At 67.2% G+C, this 21,595-nt stretch carries 24 protein-coding genes and 1 pseudogene; 16 read left to right on the top strand and 9 right to left on the bottom strand.

All coding sequences use genetic code 11. The features are described from left to right. Positions 1-81 precede the first annotated feature (81 nt). From B3547_RS06870 to dapB, 3 genes are read right to left on the bottom strand one after another with little or no spacing between them, the layout of a single operon-like run. Entirely contained in the window at positions 82-510 is a 429-nt protein-coding gene (locus tag B3547_RS06870) for a hypothetical protein (protein WP_414690508.1), read from the bottom strand. Further along, complete coding sequence (gene nth, locus B3547_RS06865; RefSeq protein WP_194919329.1) at positions 507-1,217, bottom strand: endonuclease III; 711 nt, start codon at positions 1,215-1,217, stop codon at positions 507-509. Before nth ends, B3547_RS06870 begins: the two co-directional genes overlap by 4 nt. Then, positions 1,214-1,942 carry a 4-hydroxy-tetrahydrodipicolinate reductase gene (dapB, locus tag B3547_RS06860; RefSeq protein ID WP_292961481.1) on the bottom strand — a complete coding sequence of 243 codons (729 nt, stop codon included), beginning with the start codon at positions 1,940-1,942 and terminating at the stop codon, positions 1,214-1,216. The genes nth and dapB overlap by 4 nt, the downstream gene beginning before the upstream one ends. Positions 1,943-2,450: 508 nt before the next feature. On the opposite strand from dapB, the gene B3547_RS06855 reads away from it, so the two are divergent. Both B3547_RS06855 and B3547_RS06850 read left to right on the top strand, forming a co-directional pair. Further along, on the top strand, positions 2,451-2,900 hold the full coding sequence (locus tag B3547_RS06855; protein ID WP_292961477.1) for a hypothetical protein: 450 nt from the start codon (positions 2,451-2,453) through the stop codon (positions 2,898-2,900). 8 nt (positions 2,901-2,908) lie between these two features. Further along, entirely contained in the window at positions 2,909-3,622 is a 714-nt protein-coding gene (locus B3547_RS06850; RefSeq protein WP_292961474.1) for an NAD-dependent deacylase, read from the top strand. A gap of 225 nt (positions 3,623-3,847) precedes the next feature. On the opposite strand, the gene B3547_RS06845 is transcribed toward B3547_RS06850, so the two are convergent. The 4 genes from B3547_RS06845 to B3547_RS06830 form a co-directional block, all read right to left on the bottom strand. Then, positions 3,848-4,621 (bottom strand): HesA/MoeB/ThiF family protein, encoded by a 774-nt coding sequence (locus tag B3547_RS06845; RefSeq protein ID WP_292961471.1) that lies wholly within the window; start codon positions 4,619-4,621, stop codon positions 3,848-3,850. 16 nt (positions 4,622-4,637) lie between these two features. Beyond that, positions 4,638-6,011, bottom strand: a complete 1,374-nt coding sequence (locus B3547_RS06840) for a class II 3-deoxy-7-phosphoheptulonate synthase (RefSeq protein WP_124809719.1) — start codon at positions 6,009-6,011, stop codon at positions 4,638-4,640. A 104-nt stretch (positions 6,012-6,115) separates the two neighbouring features. Continuing rightward, positions 6,116-9,019 (bottom strand): M16 family metallopeptidase, encoded by a 2,904-nt coding sequence (locus B3547_RS06835; protein ID WP_292961467.1) that lies wholly within the window; start codon positions 9,017-9,019, stop codon positions 6,116-6,118. A 70-nt stretch (positions 9,020-9,089) separates the two neighbouring features. Beyond that, on the bottom strand, positions 9,090-9,689 hold the full coding sequence (locus B3547_RS06830) for an FKBP-type peptidyl-prolyl cis-trans isomerase (protein WP_194919324.1): 600 nt from the start codon (positions 9,687-9,689) through the stop codon (positions 9,090-9,092). Positions 9,690-9,855: 166 nt separating this feature from the next. On the opposite strand from B3547_RS06830, the gene B3547_RS06825 reads away from it, so the two are divergent. The 9 genes from B3547_RS06825 (at position 9,856) to miaB (ending at position 15,875) form a co-directional block, all read left to right on the top strand. Further along, positions 9,856-10,155, top strand: a complete 300-nt coding sequence (locus tag B3547_RS06825; RefSeq protein ID WP_292961464.1) for a hypothetical protein — start codon at positions 9,856-9,858, stop codon at positions 10,153-10,155. A gap of 87 nt (positions 10,156-10,242) precedes the next feature. Next, on the top strand, positions 10,243-10,824 hold the full coding sequence (locus B3547_RS06820; protein ID WP_292961462.1) for a NifU family protein: 582 nt from the start codon (positions 10,243-10,245) through the stop codon (positions 10,822-10,824). Positions 10,825-10,885: 61 nt separating this feature from the next. Then, positions 10,886-11,479: a malonic semialdehyde reductase gene (locus B3547_RS06815; protein WP_194919322.1), complete on the top strand. Its 594-nt coding sequence runs from the start codon at positions 10,886-10,888 to the stop codon at positions 11,477-11,479. A gap of 27 nt (positions 11,480-11,506) precedes the next feature. Beyond that, on the top strand, positions 11,507-12,136 hold the full coding sequence (tsaB, locus tag B3547_RS06810; RefSeq protein WP_292961458.1) for a tRNA (adenosine(37)-N6)-threonylcarbamoyltransferase complex dimerization subunit type 1 TsaB: 630 nt from the start codon (positions 11,507-11,509) through the stop codon (positions 12,134-12,136). Beyond that, positions 12,133-12,603, top strand: a complete 471-nt coding sequence (locus tag B3547_RS06805) for a GNAT family N-acetyltransferase (RefSeq protein ID WP_124809712.1) — start codon at positions 12,133-12,135, stop codon at positions 12,601-12,603. Before tsaB ends, B3547_RS06805 begins: the two co-directional genes overlap by 4 nt. A gap of 161 nt (positions 12,604-12,764) precedes the next feature. Beyond that, a complete protein-coding gene (locus tag B3547_RS06800) occupies positions 12,765-13,229 on the top strand; it encodes a MucR family transcriptional regulator (RefSeq protein WP_124809711.1) in 465 nt (154 codons plus the stop codon). 82 nt (positions 13,230-13,311) lie between these two features. Then, a complete protein-coding gene (locus tag B3547_RS06795) occupies positions 13,312-13,734 on the top strand; it encodes a Fur family transcriptional regulator (RefSeq protein ID WP_124809710.1) in 423 nt (140 codons plus the stop codon). Beyond that, complete coding sequence (locus B3547_RS06790) at positions 13,718-14,500, top strand: lysophospholipid acyltransferase family protein (RefSeq protein WP_349676477.1); 783 nt, start codon at positions 13,718-13,720, stop codon at positions 14,498-14,500. The genes B3547_RS06795 and B3547_RS06790 overlap by 17 nt, the downstream gene beginning before the upstream one ends. Before the next feature lie 52 nt (positions 14,501-14,552). Further along, positions 14,553-15,875, top strand: coding sequence for a tRNA (N6-isopentenyl adenosine(37)-C2)-methylthiotransferase MiaB (gene miaB, locus B3547_RS06785; protein ID WP_292961454.1), 1,323 nt, complete (start codon positions 14,553-14,555; stop codon positions 15,873-15,875). A 126-nt stretch (positions 15,876-16,001) separates the two neighbouring features. On the opposite strand, the gene B3547_RS06780 is transcribed toward miaB, so the two are convergent. Beyond that, positions 16,002-16,493, bottom strand: a complete 492-nt coding sequence (locus tag B3547_RS06780) for an RcnB family protein (RefSeq protein ID WP_124809707.1) — start codon at positions 16,491-16,493, stop codon at positions 16,002-16,004. Positions 16,494-16,763: 270 nt separating this feature from the next. Here B3547_RS06780 and B3547_RS06775 point away from each other — a divergent pair, with 270 nt between their 5' ends. The 4 genes from B3547_RS06775 (at position 16,764) to B3547_RS06760 (ending at position 20,310) form a co-directional block, all read left to right on the top strand. Then, entirely contained in the window at positions 16,764-17,801 is a 1,038-nt protein-coding gene (locus B3547_RS06775) for a PhoH family protein (protein ID WP_124809706.1), read from the top strand. Then, complete coding sequence (ybeY, locus tag B3547_RS06770) at positions 17,798-18,292, top strand: rRNA maturation RNase YbeY (protein ID WP_292961450.1); 495 nt, start codon at positions 17,798-17,800, stop codon at positions 18,290-18,292. Before B3547_RS06775 ends, ybeY begins: the two co-directional genes overlap by 4 nt. 36 nt (positions 18,293-18,328) lie before the next feature. Continuing rightward, positions 18,329-19,270 carry a hemolysin family protein gene (locus tag B3547_RS06765; RefSeq protein ID WP_292961448.1) on the top strand — a complete coding sequence of 314 codons (942 nt, stop codon included), beginning with the start codon at positions 18,329-18,331 and terminating at the stop codon, positions 19,268-19,270. A gap of 158 nt (positions 19,271-19,428) precedes the next feature. After that, the gene (locus tag B3547_RS06760; RefSeq protein ID WP_124809703.1) at positions 19,429-20,310 is read left to right on the top strand and encodes a LysR substrate-binding domain-containing protein; all 882 of its coding nucleotides are present in this window, start codon (positions 19,429-19,431) and stop codon (positions 20,308-20,310) included. A gap of 143 nt (positions 20,311-20,453) precedes the next feature. Here B3547_RS06760 and B3547_RS06755 read toward each other — a convergent pair whose 3' ends face one another. Further along, entirely contained in the window at positions 20,454-21,146 is a 693-nt protein-coding gene (locus tag B3547_RS06755; RefSeq protein ID WP_292961445.1) for a Fe2+-dependent dioxygenase, read from the bottom strand. Between the two features lie 93 nt (positions 21,147-21,239). Between B3547_RS06755 and B3547_RS06750 the strand changes: the two are divergent. Continuing rightward, positions 21,240-21,595: pseudogene (locus B3547_RS06750) on the top strand (hypothetical protein); the annotation flags it as partial.

Here is a 21,595-nt window from a genome sequence, read left to right as displayed (position 1 = left end):
TAACGTAACGAAGTGCCCGAGGTGACGTTACAGGAAGGGTCTGGCGCCAGGCCTCGCCCCCGCCCCGCCGCCAGAAAAACCCTACTTTTTCAGCTTCTTCGCCAGTTCCACCGGCTGGAAACTGCCCAGCCCGCACGATCCGCGCGGGCCGCCGCCACCGCCCGTGGCAATCACGGTGATGATGTCGGTGTTGCACAGCTGCGACAGCGAGGTCGCGTAGCTGAACGCCCGCTCGAAGCCCAGCGAACTGCAGCGATAGGGCAGCGTGTTGCGATACCACTTGTTGCCCGCCGTGCGGAAATCGATGGTCCAGTCGTCGCGCACCTGGCTTTCGCGAATGCCGACCAGCGGAATGCAGCTTACCGCCGGGCCAGTGGGCGTGGCGGCGGGCACGTCGCGCCGGTGTCCGTCCGGGGAGTTGGTCCCGGCGGCCATCCCCATCGAACCGCCGATCGCGGTAGCGGCAGCGGTGGCCAGAATCAGGCCGGCGGCGAATCCCGTGCGCTTCATGGCGTGCTCTCCTTGCTTCCCCGCGTTTTCGTGCGCGCGGCGGGCGCCTTCGCGGAGTCGGGCTTCACGCCCTTGGCCGGAGTTTTCGCCTTGTAGGCGCAAAGGTCAATCACCGGGCAGCGCCAGCATTCGGGCGTGCGCGCCTTGCAGATATAGCGGCCGTGCAGGATCAGCCAGTGGTGCGCGCCCACGCGGAACGGCTGCGGCACCTTCTTTTCGAGCTGTTTCTCCACCGCCAGCGGCGTCTTGCCCTTCGCCAGCCCCGTGCGGTTGCCCACGCGGAAGATATGCGTGTCGACCGCGAACGTCTCCGCGCCGAACGCGCAGTTCATCACGACATTGGCGGTCTTGCGGCCCACGCCGGGCAGTTCGGTCAGCTTGTCGCGGTCGGCCGGAACCTCGCCGCCGTAATCGCGCACCAGGATTTCGGACAGCGCGATCACGTTCCTGGCCTTGGCGTTGAACAGGCCGATCGTCTTGACGTGCTGCTTCAGCCCTTCTTCGCCCAGATCGATCATCGCCTGCGGCGTCTTCACGTCGCGAAACAGCGCGCGCGTGGCCTTGTTGACGCCCACGTCGGTCGCCTGCGCCGAAAGCACCACCGCCACGAGCAGCTGATAGGTATTGCCGAATTCCAGCTCGGTCTGCGGATCGGGGTTGGTTTCCGCCAGCCGCCGGAAGAACTCGAAGATCGCGTCCTTCTTCAAAGCCCCAGCACCTCCGGCATGGTATAGCGCCCGGCCGCGCGCCCGATCAGCCATTCCGCCGCGCGCACCGCTCCGCGGGCGAAAATCGCCCTGTTTTCCGCGAGATGCGACAGAGAAACACGCTCGTTGTCGGCCAGGAAATGCACGGTGTGATCGCCCGCCACGGTGCCGCCGCGCAGCGAAGCGAAGCCGATCGTGCCCGCCTGCCGCGCCCCGGTGATGCCATCACGCCCGCGCACCGCGGCTTCCGCCAGCGACACGGCGCGGCCCTTCGCCGCCGCCTCGCCCAGCAGCAGCGCGGTGCCCGAAGGCGCGTCCACTTTCATGCGGTGGTGCGTCTCGACGATCTCGATGTCCCAGTCCTCGCCCAGCCGGCTCGCCGCCTCGCGTACCAGATGGGCGAGCAGCGTCACGCCCAGCGAGGTATTGCCGGTCTGGAGCACGGCCACCGCGTCGGCCGCCGCATCGCACAGGAAATGGTGGCGTTCCTCCAGCCCCGTGGTGCCGATCACGATCGGCACGCCCGCCGCCACCGCCGCATCGAGATTGCCTTCGAGCGCGGCCGGAGCCGAGAAATCGACCAGCACGTCGCTCGCCAGCGCCAGCGCCAGCGCATCGCCGCCCCGGTCGATTCCACCCGCCAGATCATGCCCCGCCGCCGCAACCGCCGCGCGCAGCGCCTGCCCCATGCGTCCTTCACTGCCGATAATTCCGATTCTGGCCATGGCTCACCCCGTTTGCGCGGAGCTTCATGGGCGCGATGCGCGCACTGCGCAATATCGTCGTCCGCACCGGCTCGGGCATCTGGACGGCGAGCCTGCGAAACCCGGGGATGAGCTGACCTCCGACATAAAATACATTATATCAATCGCTTATATTTATTCGGAGCCATCGCCCCGCGAGGGTCGCTGCACAGACGGCAACCTTGCAGACGGTTTGTTAACCAAGCCGATTTATAACGCTTTTCATCGCACTTATCGAATCACGGCAATTCATCGCATAAACGATCCAAGCGGATCGATTTTTTGCCTACATCTTGGATTCAGGGGGCATAATTGCTCCCATTCTTGGCCTCGACCGGCTGTGGGAGAACCACCGCGTCGACACGCTATGCAGAGTTGCAGATAAAAAGGTCGAGCCGATGAATTTGAGCTTTAGAGCCTGATCATGCGCTTACGGGCAGCCTGTCAAAGCTGTCGTTGATCTGAGCGCGGCAAAGCGCAAAGATACGAAATGAGCGTTCTACTCGATGCCTATGGCAGTCCCTTCGACCCGTGCCCATTGATCGCACGCTGGAAGCAGGGGGATAGCAACGTCATCAGTCTGTTGTGGGAGCGCCTTCATCACCAGGGTGAATTGGGCTCGGCATCGTTCGCTGCCGTCCCTGATTTGGTAAATCTGTTGGAGTCGTTGGATCATCCCGATTGGAACATATATGGGCTCGTTGCCACCATCGAAGAGGTGCGAGCTCTGAAAGGCGAGATGCCTCCCGTGGGTTTGGCTTCAGCGTATTCAATTGCTTGGACATCAGTCCTGCCGTTGGCCCTGCGTGATCTGGCGGAAGCATCGGAGGATAAGCTGGTGCGCAGTTTAATCGCTACAATCGCTCATGCCAAAGGGCAGCACACACTTGGAGCACTTGCCCTTTGCACGGAGGACGAGAGACAGGAAATGCTGGGTTAGCTCACGCTATGGCAGCCATCCAGAACATCGTGATCCTCACCGGTGCGGGCATCAGTGCGGAAAGCGGCATCGATACGTTTCGCGGAGCGGGCGGGTTGTGGGAGAACCACCGGGTGGAGGACGTTGCCACGCCCGAAGCCTTCGCGCGCGATCCCGATCTGGTGCTGCGCTTCTACGACATGCGCCGCGCGGCGATCCAGACGCGCGAACCCAATGCCGCCCACGCCGCGCTCGCGCGGCTGGACCGGGAATGGCGGGGCAACCTGCTGATCGTGACGCAAAATGTGGATGACCTGCATGAGCGGGCCAGTGAAAGTTCGGGCGGCGCACGAAGAGTGCTCCACATGCACGGCGAGCATCTCAGCACCTGGTGCACCGCCTGCGACGCGCGTTCGCGCTGGACCGGGCCGCTGATCGACCGCCCGCCCTGCCCGGTATGCGGCGCCCCGGCGCTGCGGCCGGACATCGTGTGGTTCGGCGAGATGCCCTATCGCATGGAAGAGATTTACGACGCGCTGCGCGCGGCGGACCTGTTCGTCTCGATCGGGACTTCGGGCGCGGTCTATCCCGCCGCCGGCTTCGTCCGCAACGCGCGCGATCTGGGCGCGGCCACGCTGGAGCTCAATCTCGAACGCTCGCAGGGGTCCGGCTGGTTCGACGAAAGCCGGCTCGGCCCGGCGACCGAACTGGTCCCGGCCTGGGTGAACGAACTGCTGGGCTGACTGTGGAGAGCATGATGACTCAAGTTTGATCCGCTTCGTCATTGCGAGCGTAGCGAAGCAATCCAGAGCCCCCCGCGCAACCCTGGATTGCCGCGGGGCTTTGCCCCTCGCAATGACGATTGAAGGCTATGTCATCAGATTATAGGTCGCGCAGGGATCGCAAAGGGCGCGGAGGAGTGGTCGGCTTCGACGACGCGCTTTCCGCGATCCCAGCGCGAACCCGCTCTACTGACCGCCGCCACACCCCCGGCATTCGGGGTCTTTCGCGATGCGCATCGCGCGCAGCGAGGGCTTGAGGCCGTCGAACACGTGCAACTGGCCCCATTGCGGATCGCCAAGCGAGGCCACGCCTTCCAGCAGCGCGCGCAGGGCGTGCATCGCCCCGAACGCGCCGATCATGCCCACCATCGCGCCCAGCACGCCCAGATCGGCGCAGGAATCGCAGTCCTCGGCGTCGAAAGCGTCGCCCACGAAGCAGCGGTAGCAGGAATGCCCCTCGCGATGGCCGGCGAAGTTCGCCACCTGTCCCTGGAAGCGGCCGAGCGCGGCGCTGGTGAGCGGAATGCCCGCCGCCACGCAGGCGTCGGACACCGCCAGCCGCGTGGCGAAGTTGTCGCAGCCATCGAGCACGAGGTCCGCGCCGGCGATCAGTTCCGCCGCGTTGCCCCGGTCGATCCGCGCCACGCGCGCTTCGAAATTGATTGCAGGATCAAAGGCTTGCAACCATTCGGCCGCCACCTCGGCCTTCGGCCGTCCGATGGCGGCGGGGGTAAAGATCGTCTGGCGCTGGAGGTTCGACGCCTCGATCACGTCGTCGTCGATCAGCGTGAACCGCCCGATCCCCGCGCCCGCCAGGTATTGCAGCGCGGGCGAGCCGATTCCGCCCAGCCCCACCAGCACCACGTGCGAACGCACCAGCTTCGCCTGCCCCGCCCCGCCCACATCGGGCAGGACGATGTGGCGGGCGAAGCGGTCCAGTCTGTCCGGCGCCAGCGTCATGCCGCGAATCCGGCGGTCAGGCCGCCTCGGCCTTGCTGCCCGCCAGTTCCAGGTTGAGCATTTCCGCCAGCAGGAACGCCAGTTCCAGCGATTGCCCGGCGTTGAGGCGCGGATCGCAATGCGTGTGATAGCGGTCCGCCAGCCCTTCCTGCGTGATCGCGATCGCGCCGCCGGTGCATTCGGTCACGTCCTTGCCGGTCATCTCGATATGGATGCCGCCGGCGTGGGTGCCTTCCGCGCGGTGGACGGCGAAAAAGCCCTTCACTTCCGAGAGGATGCGGTCGAACGGACGGGTCTTGTAGCCGTTGTCCGCCTTGATCACGTTGCCGTGCATCGGATCGCAGCTCCACACCACCGGATGCCCTTCGCGCTTCACCGCGCGGACCAGCGCCGGCAGGCCGGCTTCGACCTTGTCGTGCCCGAAACGGCTGATCAGCGTGATCCGGCCCGCCTCGCGCGCGGGGTTCAGCGTGTCGAGCAGGCGCAGCAGCGCGTCGGGCGCCAGGCTCGGCCCGCACTTCATGCCGATCGGATTGCCCACGCCGCGCAGGAACTCGACATGCGCGGAGCCATCGAACCGCGTGCGGTCGCCGATCCACAGCATGTGCGCGCTGGTGTCGTACCAGTCGCCGGTCAGCGAATCCTGCCGCGTCATCGCCTGTTCGTACTGCAGCAGCAGCGCTTCGTGGCTGGTGTAGAAGCTGGTGCCCTGCAACTGCGGCACGCTCGACGGATCGACGCCGCAGGCCTGCATGAAGTCCAGCGCCTCGCCGATCTTGTCGGCCATTTCGGTGAACTTCGCCGCCCACGGGCTGCGGCCGACGAAATCGAGCGTCCACTGGTGGACTTGGCGCAGATTGGCATAGCCGCCGCCGGCGAAGGCACGCAGCAGGTTCAGCGTCGCCGCCGACTGGCTATAGGCGCGCAGCATCCGGTCGGGATCGGGAATCCGCGATTCGGGTGTAAAATCAATGCCGTTGATGTTGTCGCCGAGGTAGCTGGGCAGCTCCACGCCGCCCTGCGCTTCCACCGGCGAGGAGCGCGGCTTGGCGAACTGCCCGGCCATGCGGCCGACCTTCACCACCGGCTGCTTGCTGGCGAAGGTCAGCACCACCGCCATCTGCAGCAGCACGCGGAACGTGTCGCGAATCGTGTTCGGATGGAACTCGGCAAAGCTTTCGGCGCAGTCCCCGCCCTGGAGCAGGAAACCCTTGCCCGCGCCCACTTTCGCCAGCTCGGCCTTCAGCGCGCGTGCTTCGCCCGCAAAGACCAGCGGCGGAAAGCTCGTCAGGGTCGTCTCGACCTCGCCCAGCTTTTCGGCATCGGGATAAGCCGGCATGTGCCGCGCTTCTTGTCCCCGCCATGAATCCGCAGTCCAGTTGCTTGCCACGTTTCCTTCCTTTCAAGGGGCGGGGCCATACGCCTCCCTGTGGACAATTGCAAAGGAACCGTTGCGATCACCGTGATCGCTTTCCGCACCGTTGCGGATGCGCGCTATTGGCCCTTCTTTTCCGGCACCACTTCCAGCCGCCAGCTCTGGTCCTTGCGCAGATAGCGCGCGGCCATGGCCTGCATCCGTTCAGGCGTGGTCTGGCTGTAATCGGACAGGATCGAGCGCAGGTCGGCGAACTTCTGCGGCTCGGTCGCCCCGCCTTCCAGCTGGAACATGTAGAAGCCGTTGCCCGTGCTGGCCCGCGTGATCAGCTGCTTGAGCGGCTCGGTCACGCGCGCGATCTCGTCGGCGGTGGGCGGCGTGGCGGCCAGATCGGCGGCGATCTTGTCGGCGGCGGCGAAGAACGCCGGCAGGTCCTGCGGGCGCAACTGCACCGTGGCGGCCAGGTACCCACCGGTGGGCAGGTCCAGCGGCCAGGTCGAGGCCACCTGCGGCGCATAGCTCGCCCCGATCTTCTCGCGCATCTCGTCGAACAGGCGGTTGTTGATGATCTGCGCCAGCAGTTCGAGCTGGCGCGATTCGTGGACGCCGGCGCGCCCGCCGCCGGTCGGCCAGGCGACCAGCGCGGCGGCGGTGTTGGCATCGCCGCGGTGCGTCAGCACCAGCGGTTCCTCGTTGTGCGCGGGGATGTGCGGGGCCAGCGTGGACGCGGGCGCCGGATCGCGCTTCGGCAGCGCGCCGAAAGTCTTTTCCAGCGCGGCGATCGCGTCCTCGCGCTTGAAATCGCCAAACATGTCGATCTCGATCGGCCCCTGCTTCAGCAGCGGCTCCCACACCTGGCGGAAGCCCTCGGGCGTCGCCTTGTCAAGCTCGGCGGGGGTCGGCACGGCATAGCGCGGATCGCGGTTCTTGAGCAGCCAGTTGGCATCGCGCGTCAGCACCGACTGGGGCGAAGCGGCATAGCTTTCATACTGCAACCGTGCCGCCGCGCGGGCGCGCAGCACCGGATTCGCGTCCCAGCGCGGCGTGGCCAGCTTGCCCGCCATCAGGTAGAGCTGGTCGGCCATGTCCGCCGGGCGCGTATCGGCCGTCATCGTGAAATCGGTATCGTCGATATCGAAGTTCAGGCTCAGCTTGCGGCCCGTCGCCAACCGGTCCAGGTCCTCACGGCTCAGGTTGCCGAAGCCGCTGTCCATCAGCGCCGCCTCGGCCAGCGGACCATAGACCGCATCCTTCGGATCGATCGCGGCATAGCCGCCGCCGAAGCGCACTTTCATGATGATCCGGCCCGGTTCGGCATCGTTGGGCCACAGCAGCACCTTGACCCCGTTCGAGAGTTCGAGCTGCTCGATCTCGAGAATCCCGGTCTTCTGCGCCGAAGCCACCGTGCCCGGCGTGCCGATCGGCGGCAGGTCGGCGAACTTGATGGTCGAGGCGGCCAGGCGGCTGCCCTTGGCGGCATCCACGGGCGCCAGCAGCGCGGTGCGCAAGTCGGCATCGGTCGCGTCGCTGGCCGATGGCGTGATCAGCACCGGCCGCACCACCGTGCCGGTGAACAGCGTGCGCGTGTGCTGGAGCACGGCGGCCGGCGTAAACAGCGGAACGCTGCTCTTGAACACATTGTAGACCGTTTCGGGCGATGCCACCGTCTCGCGGATGTCCACCGCGTTGACGATATCGTCGGCCAGCTTCGATCCGGCGAGCGTTTCCTGCGTTTCCACCGGCACCTTGAAGGCCACGTCGAACTCGGCGACCTCGCGCGCGATCTCTTCCTTGCTCGGCGGCGTGGTCAGCGCATCGGCGATCACCGCGCGCACGTCGCGCACCGCCGCCTTCCAGTCGTCACCCAGCGGGGTGACGTTGACGATCGTGGCGTCGGTGGAGCGGGAGATGTCCTGCTGTTCGACCGAGGCCGCCAGAAAACTGCCGCCCGCGCGCGCCTTGGCTTCCAGCCGGCGGTTGATCAGCGCCATCGCCAGCCGGTCGACCATCAGGCCCTGGTTATAGGGGATGGTGTCGTTTACCTTCACCCACGGGCGCAGGATGGCGTAGTTGAAGATGCGCGGCAGGTCCGGCTCCACCAGCACGCGCGCATCGCCCACCGGGTTCTTCGGATCGGCCCCGGCGGGCGCCGCCGGCTTGCCGAAATCGGGCTGCGCCGGCTTGGGGCCGGTACCCTTCCACGGACCGAACCACTGGGTGATCTCCGCGATCAGCGCCTGGGGATCGGCATCGCCGGCCACCACGATCACCGCGTTGTCGGGCCGGTACCACTTGTCGTGGAACGCCTTGACGCTTTCCGATGTCGCCGCCTGCAGCGTCTCCACCGTGCCGATGGGGGACCGCGCCGCCAGCAGCTGCCCCTTGAAGAACAGTTCGCGCGTGCCGTCCAGCGCGCGGGCCTGCGCGCCGGACCGTTCGCGCATTTCGGCGAGCACGATCGGCACTTCGGTCTTGACCCCCTGCGGCGTGAAGATCGGCGCGGTGATCATGCCCGACAGCAGGCGGAACGTTTCGTCCAGCTTGGGCGGCGTGGCCTCGGGAATGTCGAGCTTGTACACCGTCTGCGTCGCGGTGGTCTCGGCATTGGTGTCGCTGCCGAACGTCGCGCCCAGCCGCTGCCAGGTCGGCACCGCCTCGCCCGACTTCAGGTACTTCGAATCGCGGAAGGTCAGGTGCTCGATCAGGTGCGCGAAACCGCGCTGGCTGTCGGTCTCGTAAAGCGAGCCGGCATCGACCAGCACGCGGATCGAAACCTGCCCCGGCGGCACCCCGTTGCGACGCACGGCATAGCGCAGCCCGTTGGGCAGTTCGCCGAAGATCCATTCCTTGTCCTGCGGCACGTCGCTGCCGCGATAGAGCCACGGCACCGGTGCTTTCGGCGCGGGCTTCGCCGCTGTGGCCGCGCGGCGGGCCGGGGCCCTCGCCTCGGCGACGGTGCCTGTCAGCAGCAGGACGGGAAGGATCAGGCAGAGATGGCGGGCGCGCCGGGAGAAGGACGTCATCCGGCCTCTATAGGAAGCGCGTGGATGAAGGGCCAGTGAATAGGACCGGCCCCGTTTCCGGCGCGATCGGTCAGGGCTGCGGCGCGGCGGCGGCGCCCGGCGCGCCCTGCTGGGCCTGCGCCGCCTTGCGCATGGCTTCCACTTCGGCGGCGGACTTGTGGTCCACCAGTTCCACCTGGAACACCAGATCGGCGTTCGCCGGGATGTCGCCCGCGCCCTGCGCACCATAGCCTTGCGCCGACGGCACGCACAGGCGGTAGATCGCGCCCTGCGGCAGCAGCTGCAGCCCTTCGGAAAAGCCCGGGATCACGCCACCCACGGGGAACGCGGCCTGCATCCCCTGATCGAACACCGCGCCGGTGGCGGCGATGTAGCCGATGTAGTTGACCAGCACGAAATCGTCCTTGGTCGGCTTCGCGCCGTCGGCTGGCTTGAGCACGGTATAGCCGAGGCCCGACGCCGTCTTCAGCGCGCAGGCGCGCTGGCTGGCCGGGATCACGGGGTTCAGCGGCAGCGGGATGATCTGCCCCGCGGCCGCCGGCGCGGCGGGGGCCGCCGCCATCGCGAATCCCGGCGCGACGGCAAGGGCAAGGGCCGCCAGCGCAGCGGAAGCGCGGCCGGCGATAGCAGGAATGGCGGAGGGGCGCGGCGCGCGGGAGAAGGTGCTCATGCCGTCGCTATAAGGGCACGGGCTGGCGTCGAACAGTCGCGATTTGTCGCATATCGACCATCGGGATCGGGATTAAGACCTGCTTAACCATGGCCCGCCAGAAAGGCTTAACCACGTCATGGGAAAACCATGAGGCCCACAGCGAAGGCAGGAGCGAGTCGACCGGATGACGATCAGCAGCGATTATAGTTCTCCGGTCTGGGTCAGTGGCTTTTCCTGCCGCAATTGTTCGGAAGTGGCGCTGGCCCAGAAGAACGTTGATCCCGCGAATCCCACGGCGGGGCCGTTCGGCGTCAACGATCCGAAGAAGGCCGATCGCAACGTTCTGTCGGCCGATCCGGCGCAGCATGATCGCATGAAGTCTATCCATTACGAGCTTCAGGCCTCGCAAGGGTCGTCGATCAGCGCGGCCTACAGCGGCGTGGCCACGGTCGCGCCGGGACAGTTCGTCAACGTCACGGCCTGAACGCAGGGCCGGAACCCCGCCGCCAACCGGACACCGGCCTCACGCCCGGGGCTTGACCCCCTCCGCCGCGCGCCTACATGCACAAGTATGTTCATCGAAACCGAAACCACGCCTAACCCGGCCACGCTGAAGTTCCTGCCCGGCGAGCAGGTCATGCCGTCGGGCACGCGCGAATTCCTCTCCGAAGAGGAAGCCGCCGCGTCGCCGCTGGCCGAGGCGCTGTTCACGCTGGGCGATGTGACCGGCGTGTTCTTCGGCCGCGATTTCGTCTCGGTCACGATCGCGCCGGGATCGCAGTGGTCGGATGCCAAGCCGCAGGTGCTTTCGGTGCTGCTCGATCACTTCGTCAGCCAGGCTCCGCTGTTCGCGCCCGGCACCGCCGCCGGCATTGTCGTTCCCGGCGAGGAGGCGGAAGCGGACGTGGGTGACGATCCGGCCGACGCCGATGTCGTGGCGCAGATCCGCGAACTGATCGAAACCCGCATCCGCCCGGCGGTGGCGAACGACGGGGGCGACATCGTCTATCGCGGTTTCCGCGAGGGCGTGGTCTTTTTGCAGATGCAGGGCGCGTGCTCGGGCTGTCCGTCGTCCACGGCCACGCTCAAGCACGGCATCGAAAGCCTGCTGAAGCACTACGTGCCCGAAGTCAGCGAAGTCCGCGCCGCCTGATTCCGGGGGCTGCCGGCCCCAGGGCTGGCCCCCACTGCCCGAACAACGCCCAGGAGTCCTCATGTCCCAGCCGCTTGCCGATGCCGCGCTCGATCAGCTTTTCCGTACCGCGCGCACCTATAACGGGTATCTCGACAAGCCGGTGACCGAAGCGCAGCTTCACGCGATCTGGGACCTGATGAAGATGGGGCCGACCTCGGCCAACCAGATGCCCGCGCGGCTGGTCTGGTGCGTCACGCCGGAAGCCAAGGAAAAGCTCGCGGCGCTGGCCGGCGGCGCCAATCCCGACAAGATCCGGCAGGCCCCGGCCACCGTGATCATCGGCATGGACCTCGATTTCCATGAACAGTTGCCCTGGCTGTTCCCGCACACCGACGCCAAAAGCTGGTTCGACGGCAACGCGCCGCTGCGCGAGATTTCCGCCATGCGCAATTCCACGCTGCAGGGCGGCTACTTCATCCTCGCCGCGCGCGCGCTGGGGCTGGATACCGGGCCGATGTCGGGCTTCGACAACGCCGCCGTCGACGCCGCGTTCTTCGCCGATACGCCGCGCGTGAAGTCCAACTTCATCTCCACGCTGGGCTATGGCGATCCCGCCACGATCTTCGAGCGCAGCCCGCGCCCGGATTTCGGGACGTTCAACACGATCGCCTGACCGGCGCCTGACCGGCGGACCAACCCTATGAGACGTCTCGTCATCGACAGCGCGACGGAAGACTGCTCGGTCGCGCTGTTCGACGGGGATGACCTGATCGCGGGCGAATGCCTCGCGCTGGGGCGCGGCCACGCCGAACGGCTGGTGCCGATGATCGCCGCCCTGCCCGGGAAGGGCCACGCCGATGCGATCGCGGTCGATTGCGGCCCCGGCAGCTTCACCGGCATCCGCGTCGGTCTTGCCGCCGCGCGCGCGCTGGCGCTGGCGTGGGGCGCGCGGATCGAAGGCTTCGAAAGCCTGGCGCTGGTCGCCGCCATGGCGCGGCGCGATCATCCGCAGGCCGCCATCGATGTGGTGATGACCGGCGGGCACGGCGAATGGTTCTTCCAGTCCTTCGACGCGGCCGGCCGGCCGTCCGAACCGGTGCTCTCGCTCACGCCCGACGATGCCGTGGCCCGCTCCACCGCGCCGCTGGTCGCGGGCAGCCAGGCCGAAGCGGTGGCGGCGCGGCGTGGGGAAACCGGCGCGGCGCCTCTCGCCCTGGTGCTGCGGCCGGATGCGCGCGCCTTCGCGCTGCTGCCCGGACCGGCGATCGCCGCCGATCCCGCCCCCCGCTATGGCCGCGCGCCCGACGCGAAGCTGCCCCAACCGCGATGATCGCGCCCGAAGACGATCTCGACCGGATCATCAGCGTCATGGAGCGGGCGTTTCCGCCCGAATACGGCGAGGCCTGGAACCGCCGGCAGGTGGCCGACGCGCTGCTGCTCGGCCGCTGCCGCTACGGCCTGATCGCAGCCGACGGCGGTTCCGCCGTCGAACCGGGTGACGAAACCGCCGGCTTCTTCCTCGGCCGCAGTATTCTGGACGAAGAAGAACTTCTGCTTTTCGCGATCGCTCCCGAATACCGCCGACGGGGACTTGGCCACCGCCTTTTGTCGCGGTTCATCGACGAAGCGCGCGCGAACGGGATCAAACGCGTTTTTCTCGAGATGCGGCATGGCAATCCCGCGATGCATCTCTACACCGCGCACGGATTTACCCCGGTGGGCATCCGGCGCGCCTATTACCGGACGCCGGGCGGCGAACGGCTCGATGCGATCAGTCAGGAACTCGTATTGGACTGAGGCAATAAGGCCGGCATGAAAAATCATTCATATTGCGGCCTTTCATGTAACAATGCGTTGTCTTGAAAACGAATGGTTCTATAGGAATTGATCCTATATGGTCCCTGGGACAACCATATCAAAATACGCAAAGCCATAAAACTCAGAAGGTCGACATAGAAATGAGTGAAATCGAAAACGACATGCGTGAAACGCTGATCACGCTGACATCGGACATTGTTGCCGCGCACGTCAGCAACAACAGTGTCTCGGTTGGCGATCTGCCCACGCTGATCTCGAACGTCTATTCGGCGCTCGCGGGCCTGAACCCCGGCGAACCCGCCCCCGAACCCGCGCCCGAGCCGGCGGTTTCGATCCGCGCTTCGGTCAAGAACGATCACATCGTCTGCCTGGAAGACGGCAAGAAGCTGAAAATGCTCAAGCGCCACCTCGCCACGCGCTACAACATGACGCCGGAACAGTACCGCGCGCGCTGGAACCTGCCCGCCGACTATCCCATGGTCGCGCCGGCCTATGCCGAAAAGCGCCGCGAACTGGCCAAGAAGATCGGCCTGGGCCGCAAGCCCGCCACGCCGGCCCCTGCCGCGCCCAAGCGTGGCCGCGCCAAGGCCGCCGCGGCGTCCTGAACCCGCCGCGTCTTCGCAGGTTGAAGAATTGGCCCGCCGGTCTATGATCGGCGGGCCAATTGCATTCTTATCCGGGTAACACGTGCACCAACCGATCGACATCGAAGCTCTCTGCGCGGAACGGGGCCTGCGCATCACCGACCAGCGGCGCGTGATCGCGCGCGTCCTGTCGGAAAGCGAGGATCACCCCGACGTCGAGAAACTGCACGAACGCGCCGCCGCCATCGATTCCCGCATCTCGATCGCCACGGTCTATCGCACCGTGCGGCTGTTCGAGGAGGCGGGGATTCTCGACCGGCACGATTTCGGCGACGGCCGCGCGCGCTACGAGGCCACGCCCGAAGCGCACCACGATCACCTGATCGACGTGGAAACCGGCAAGGTCATCGAATTCGTCGATCCCGAACTCGAAGCGCTCCAGCGGCAGATCGCCGAAAAGCTGGGCTATCGCCTGGTCGATCACCGCATGGAGCTTTACGGCGTCCGGCTTGAACGCGACGCTTGAACTGCCGCACCCGGCGGGCATTCCGCTGGGCGGCCGCCTGCGCATCCTCGCGCGCCTGCTCGCCATGGTGGCGCTGCTGCTCGCCTGCGTGCCGCTCTACTATGCCTGGCGCATCGCGCGGCGGCGCGACAATCCCTGGCCGCGCCGGTTCCTGGGCGGAATCGCGCGGATCGCCGGGGTGCGGCGGCGGCAGGCGGGAACGCCGGCGCGGCGCGGCGCGTTCCTCGTCGCCAACCACGTCAGCTGGCTCGACATTCCGGTGCTGTCGGGCGCCACCGGCACCGCCTTCGTGGCGCACAGCGGGCTGGCCGGGCACGGGCTGCTCAAGTGGCTGTGCGAGATGAACGATACGGTCTTCGTCGCCCGGCATGACCGCACCAGCGTGCAGGCGCAGGTCGCGCACGTGCGCGCGGCGCTGAGCGATACCGGCGCGCTGGCGATCTTTCCCGAAGGCACCACCAGCGACGGCACCGGGATGCTGCCGTTCAAGTCCTCGCTGCTCTCCGCGATCGATCCGGTGCCGCCGGGCATCGTGGTCCAGCCGGTGTGGATCGATTACGGCCCCGAAGCCGCCGCGATCGCCTGGGTGGGCGACGAACATGGCGTCGACAATTTCCTGAAGATCCTTGCGCGGCGGCGGCCGATCCCGGTCACGCTGCATTTCCTGCCGGTGCTGACCGAAGCCGAAACCGCCTCGCGCAAGACCATCGCGGCGCAGGCACGCGCGCGCATCGCCACAGCCATCGCCGCGGCCATGGCCCGCTGAATAGACGCGGCACGGTTTCCAAAAGCCCGAAATTCCCGTATCGGCCGGCGCCATGGCTTCCCCCACCTCCCCCCGGACCTTCCACGTCAAGAGCTTCGGCTGCCAGATGAACGTCTATGACGGCGAACGCATGGCCGAACTGCTCGCCGCGCAGGGCATGACGCCCGCCGACGCGCGCGACGATGCCGATCTCGTCGTGCTCAACACCTGCCACATCCGCGAAAAGGCCACCGAAAAGGTCTATTCGGACATCGGCCGCCTGCGGCGCGAGGACGGTTCCTCGCCGCTGATCGCGGTGGCCGGCTGCGTCGCCCAGGCGGAGGGCGAGGAGATCATGGCGCGCGCGCCTTCGGTCCGGGTCGTGGTCGGCCCGCAGGCCTACCACCGCCTGCCCGAGATGGTCGCCGAAGCCGCCGCGGGCAAGCGCGCCACCGAAACCGACATGCCGGCCGAAGCCAAGTTCGCCGCGCTGCCGCGCCGCCGCCGCTCCGGCCCCAGCGCGTTCCTGACCGTGCAGGAAGGCTGCGACAAGTTCTGCACCTATTGCGTGGTGCCCTATACGCGCGGCGCGGAAATCAGCCGGCCCTTCGCCGATCTGGTCGAGGAAGCGAAGCTGCTGGTCGAAGGCGGCGCGCGCGAAATCACGCTGCTGGGCCAGAACGTCAACGCCTGGGCGGGCGAGGACGCGAAGGGCCGCGCCACGGGGCTGGCGGGCCTTGCCGCCGAACTCGCCGCGATCCCCGATCTGGCGCGCATCCGCTACACCACCAGCCACCCGGCCGACATGGACGAGGCGCTGATCGCAGCGCACGGCACCAACGCCAAGCTGATGCCGTTCCTGCACCTGCCCGTGCAATCGGGCAACGACCGCGTGCTGAAGGCAATGAATCGCAGCCATACCGCCGAAAGCTACCTGCGCCTGCTCGAACGCGTGCGCGCGGCGCGGCCGGACATCGCGCTGTCGGGCGATTTCATCGTCGGTTTCCCCGGCGAGACCGACGCCGAGTTCGAAGACACGCTGCGCATCGTCGATGCCGTCGGCTATGCCCAGGCGTTCAGCTTCAAGTATTCCCCCCGCCCCGGCACGCCCGCCGCGACGATGGAGGATCATGTCCCGGCCGAGGTAATGGACGAGAGGCTCCAGCGCCTCCAGGCCGCGCTCAACCGCGATCAACTCGCGTTCAACCGGGCCAGCGTGGGCCGGCGCTGCACCGTGCTGGTCGAACGCCGGGGCAAGCATCCGGGGCAATGGCTGGGCAAGTCACCCTGGCTCCAGTCGGTCCACTTCACCGGCGATGCCGCGATCGGCGATCTGGTGGAGGTCGATCTGGTGGAGGCGGGGCCGAACTCGCTGGCGGGGCAGCCGGCAGGGTAAAAGGGGAGCGCCAAACCCATACCCGTTCGTCCTTCGACAGGCTCAGGACGAGCGGGGTTACGCAGGCGCCAATGGCCTTCCGGGGGCCGCCCTCTACAGGACAACCCCCGTAAACCACTGTTTTTCTTACAGGAAGAAGCTGCCGATCACCTGTAACGTTACGCCGCTGCGCGTGTCGATCAGCACCACGTCGTTACCGTAACGCACCCAGCGCTGGTAGCCGTAGCGCGGCGGGGTAAGGCGATAGGCCCAGGGGTCGTTGATCCAGTAGCGCTGCGCGTAATAGGGCGCGGCGAAGCGGTAGCCGGGACGGACCGGGCGATAGGCATAGCCACGCGGACCGTAGTACCCGCCCCGGCGATAGACGTCGCCATGGGCGCGGCGATAATCGCGCCAGTCCTCGCGGTATTCGCGGCGGTCTTCGCGATATTCGCGGCGATCCTCGCGCGCCTCGCGGTGATCGCCCCGGCGCATGTCGTGGCGGATCTCGGCGCGGTCGCGCTGCATTTCGCGGCGATCGTGATGCAGTTCGCGCGCGCTCTGCGCGCTGGCGGCGGTGGGGGCCACGGCGGAAGCCAGGGCGCTGGCGGCCAGCGCGGCCATCATGATCTTGCGCATCGTTCGTCTCCTTCAACGGATGGTCCGGCCGGGATTTCCGCGAAGGACCGGGCCGGACATCTGCACCGGTTATTGTCCGATTCGGGTGAACCGGCGCGGAACCCTGCTGTCAGCAACGCGAAAGGAATCCCTTTGTTTCAGCACCCTGCGACGAGCGCCCGGTTTTCCCCGACAAAAGCCGTGTGACAATGCCCGGCCCCGCTTGCGCCACGCCCCGGGCGATCTATCTTGAATTCACGGCCGCAGACGCGGCCCGCATGAAAGGAGCGCATGGCCCGCAAACTGCATCGTGCCCATGATGAGGCGCAGCATCGCCCCGAAGCCAGCCGGCCCGACCACAACAGGCGCGCCCGGGTGGAAGTCGAATTCGACGAACAGACCGTGCTTGGCGCCCTGTTCGGCCAATTCGACACCAATCTCGTCCAGATCGAAAACCGGCTCGGCGTCTATATTTCGGCGCGCGGCAACCGCGTGCTGATCGAAGGGCCGGAAGATGCGGTGGCCCGCGCGCGCGATGTGCTGAAGGCGATGCACCAGCGCCTGCTCACCGGGCAGGACATGGACGCCGGCGCGGTCGAGGCGCTGATCGCGATGAGCAATGAGCCGACGCTGGACGGGATCATCACCGGCACGCCCGGCGCGCCGCCGCCGATCCTGATCCGCACCCGCAAGAAAACCATCGCGCCGCGCTCGGTCACCCAGATCGAATACATGAAGGCGCTGGTGCGCGACGACGTGATCTTCGCGCTCGGCCCGGCGGGCACCGGCAAGACCTACCTTGCCGTGGCGCAGGCGGTGGCGCAGCTCATTTCGGGCAGCGTCCAGCGGCTGATCCTGTCGCGCCCGGCGGTCGAGGCGGGCGAACGGCTGGGCTTCCTGCCCGGCGACATGAAGGAGAAGGTCGATCCCTATCTCCGCCCGCTCTACGACGCGCTCTATGACTGCATGCCGCCCGAACAGGTCGAACGCCGCATGGCCTCGGGCGAGATCGAGATCGCGCCGATCGCCTTCATGCGCGGCCGCACGCTGGCCGATGCCTTCGTCATCCTGGACGAGGCGCAGAATACCACGCCGGCGCAGATGAAGATGTTCCTCACCCGCTTCGGCCAGAACAGCCGCATGGTGATCTGCGGCGATCCGAAGCAGGTCGACCTGCCCGGCGGCACCAACGCCAGCGGGCTGGCGGACGCGGTGCAGCGGCTGGAAGGCGTGGACGGCATCGGCGTGGTCCGCTTCAGCAGCGCCGACGTGGTCCGCCACCCGATCGTGGGCCGCATCGTCGAGGCCTACGAAGGAAAGGACGCGTGAGCGCCCCCACGCTCGAAATCGATATCGATCCGGTCTGGGGGCAGGAAACCGACTGGGAAGCGCTGGCCAACCGCGCGGCCGAGGCCGCGGCGCGCGCCGCGCCGGAGCTCGCGCGCGACAACCTGATCGTCAGCCTGGTCCTGGCGGACGACGACGAGGTCCATGCGCTCAACAAGCAATGGCGCGCCAAGGACAAGCCCACCAACGTCCTGTCGTTCCCGATGCTCGCCCGCGCCGAAGTGCTGGCGGCCAGCGCCGACGCGCCCGAAATGCTGGGCGATCTGATCCTGGCGCATGGCGTGTGCCGGCACGAAGCGGCGGAAAAGGGCGTGCCGGTGGAGCACCACGCCACCCACCTCGTCATCCACGGCCTGCTCCACCTGGCGGGCCACGATCACGAGCTGGGCGAGGGCGAGGCGGAGGAAATGGAGAATCTGGAACGGAAGGCGCTTGCCATGCTGGGTATCGCGGACCCATATGCGGACCGCTGACAGCGAACGGTTCGCGTAACAGGGGAGTGCAGACCAGTGCCCGAGGGCAACGGGTCCGGCGGCGATAGTCGCTCGGGCGAAGGGGACAGTAACGGCGCGCTGTGGCGCGCGATCAGGGCTTTCTTCAAGGGGCCGGACCAAGACCAGTCGCTGCGTGCGCAGATCGAGGAAGCGATCGAGGAGCACGAGGGCGAACATGGCTCGCCCGGCGGTTCGGACGGGGATCTGGTGGCGCTCGAACGCCAGATGCTGAAGAACCTGCTCCATTTCAGCGAACACGATGCCGATGACGTCGCCATTCCGCGCGGCCAGATCATCGCCGTGCCCGCCTCTGCCACGTTCGAGGAGCTGGTCGGCGCCTTCGCCGAACACGGCCACAGCCGCCTGCCGGTCTATGGCGATTCGCTCGACGAAATCGTGGGCATGGTCCACGTGAAGGACGTGTTCGGCATCGTTGCCGGCATCGCCCTTTCCGGCAAGCCCGCGCCCAAGGACTGGGCCGGCCTGATGCGCCAGCCGCTGTTCGTGCCCCAGGCGCGCGGCGCGCTCGACGTGCTGGCCGACATGCGCGCCAGCCGCACGCACCTGGCCGTGGTGATCGACGAGTATTCCGGCACCGACGGCATCATCACGATCGAGGATCTGGTCGAGGAAATCGTCGGCGAGATCGAGGACGAGCATGACGATGCGCCCGAGGAACTGCTCAAGCGGCTCGATCCCGATACCTGGGACGCCGATGCTCGCGCGGAACTGGATGACGTAGCGGAAATCGTCGATCCCCGGCTTACCGAAGTGGAAGAAGACGTCGATACGCTGGGCGGCCTCGCGGTCGTCCTCGCCGGGGAAGTCCCGCCCGTCGGGCGCGTGCTGGAACACGGCAGCGGCTGGCGGATCGAGGTGACCGGCGGAGACGAGCGCCGCCTCACGCGCCTGCGGCTCCACGCGCCGCGCACGCAAGAGGACGGGGAAGAGGACTAGGTCGGATCGGGTCCGACACGGGCCGGCACCTGTCCGGAAGGGAATACGCCACCCGGCGGATTGCTCCGCTCTGACGGGAATGGCACTGTGGGAGGATGCGGTTCGCGTCCGGCCCGCACGGAATGCAACGCAACTGAAGTCCGGGAACGAAAATACCGATGATCCGCCGCCTGCCTCCGCTGCGTTCGCTCGAAGCGTTCATTCGCGTCGTGCGCGCCGGCTCGGCCAAGACCGCCGCCGCCGAACTGGCGCTCAGCCCGTCGGCCCTCTCGCGCCGGCTGGGCGCGCTGGAGGATTTCGTCGGCAAGGCGCTGTTCGAACGCAAGCACCAGATGCTCAAGCTGACCGAAGAAGGCCAGCATCTCTACGACGCGGTCGCCCCGCTGATGGACGAGATGACCGACCGCATCGACCGGCTGGTCGATACCGGCAAGGTCATGCGCCTGCGGCTGGGCGTGCTGCCGCTGTTCGGCAGCCAGCGCCTGTTTCCGCGCCTGGGCGAGTTGCGCAAACTGCATCCGCAACTCCATATCGACATCGACAGCTCGCACGCCGCCGAAACCAAGCTGGGCGATACCATCGACGCGGCGATCGTGCTGAGCGAGGGGCCGGACGGCACGCTCCATTCGGTGCGGCTCGATCACAACCGCGTCCACGCCATCACCTCGAAGGAACTGGCGGCGGAGCTGGGCGAGCGGCCCGACATCGCCAAGCTTTCGAAGCAGACCTTCCTGGTCCACAACGATCTGCCCGCCAGCTTCGAGGCGTGGAAGCGCGCGCTCCATCTCGAACGGCTGGAGCCGGCGGCGGTCGATCACTTCGATTCGGGCCAGCTGATCCTCGAAGCCGCGGCGCAGGGCCTTGGCATCGCGATCATGCACGACGACCACTACAACCGGTCGCACGATCCGCGCCTCGCGCAGCTCTACAACATCGAGGTGGACAGCCCCTACAGCTACTGGTTCGTCTGCCGCCCCCGCGCGCTGCAATCGCGGCCCGTGCGCCTGTTCCACGACTGGCTGATCAAGGCGGGGCTGTAGAGGCGCTCCACGGGCGCCGAATAACATCCCCTTGCACCGTCATTGCGAGCGTAGCGAAGCAATCCAGGGCGGCACGCGAGGCTCTGGATTGCTTCGCTACGCTCGCAATGACGAGGGGCGGGTCAACCTGACGTCATCCCGCCCTACCCCGCCCAGCGGCGCACCAGGTTGTGATAGACCCTGGTCAGCCGCAGCGCCTGCGGATCGCCGCTGCCTCCGCCCCCACTCCCGCCCTGGCGCGCGTTGAGCGCCTGGATGGTCTGGTCGAGATCGAACAGCACCTCGCGCGCGGCGCCATCGCGCACCAGCGATTCCACCCAGAAGAAGGCGCAGATGCGCTCGCCGCGCGTCACTTCGTTCACCCGGTGCAGGCTGGTCGCGGGGTAGAGCACCATGTCGCCGGCGGCGAGCTTGTAGGCCATGCGGCCGAAATCGCCGGCAATGGCCAGCTCGCCGCCGTCGTAGTCCTCCGACAGGAACAGCGTCGCCGAAAGATCGGTGCGCAGCCGCGCGCCAGTGGCGGGATCGATCCGCAGCGCGTTGTCGACGTGATCGCCATACTGCTCGCCGGGGCCATAGCGGTTGAACAGCGGCGGGTAGATCGCCTTGGGCAAGGCCGCCGACAGGAACAGCGCGGAGGCCGACAGCGCCTGCTGCACGCGCTGGCGCGCGGTTCGGGCCGCCTCGCCGTCCTCGGGCAACTGGCGGTTGCGCTTGACCAGCGCCGCCGCCGGTCCGCTGGTCACGCTGCCGTCCACCCAGTCGGCCGCGGCGATCGTCCGGCCCAGCGCCAGCGCCTCGTCACGGGGCAGAACCTGGGGGATGATCGTCAGCATCGCGTGTCCTTCGGCATCGCCATGGATGGCGAACCAGCTTAGAGGCCAGCATAGAGGAACCAAGCGCCCGAGTTCCAGCAGGAGATTGCCGCGATGGCCGATGCCGATTTCACCGATCCCCGTCCCTGGCCGCAGGAAGGGCGCGAACGGATGATCTATCCCTCGCCGGTGGGCTGGAAAGGCACCGACTTCGTCGACAACGAGGCCGAGTTGCTCAAGCGGCTCAACCCGAAGACGGTGTTCATGATGGGCGACAACCCCGCGCTGCCGCGGATGCCCGAACGCCCGCGCCTGCTCGATTTCTTCCGCTGCCGCTTCGGCGACATCACCGTGCGGCACCTGCTGGTCAGCGCCAAGCGCGCGCTCGACGACGGGCAGGACGAAAAGGTCGTGATCGCCTGCCTGTTGCACGACATTTCCAACGGCTGCCTGATCCGCGCCGATCACGG

Source organism: Novosphingobium sp. UBA1939 (assembly GCF_002336885.1).
Lineage (GTDB): Bacteria > Pseudomonadota > Alphaproteobacteria > Sphingomonadales > Sphingomonadaceae > Novosphingobium.
This window is presented reverse-complemented; position numbering and strand designations above follow the sequence as displayed.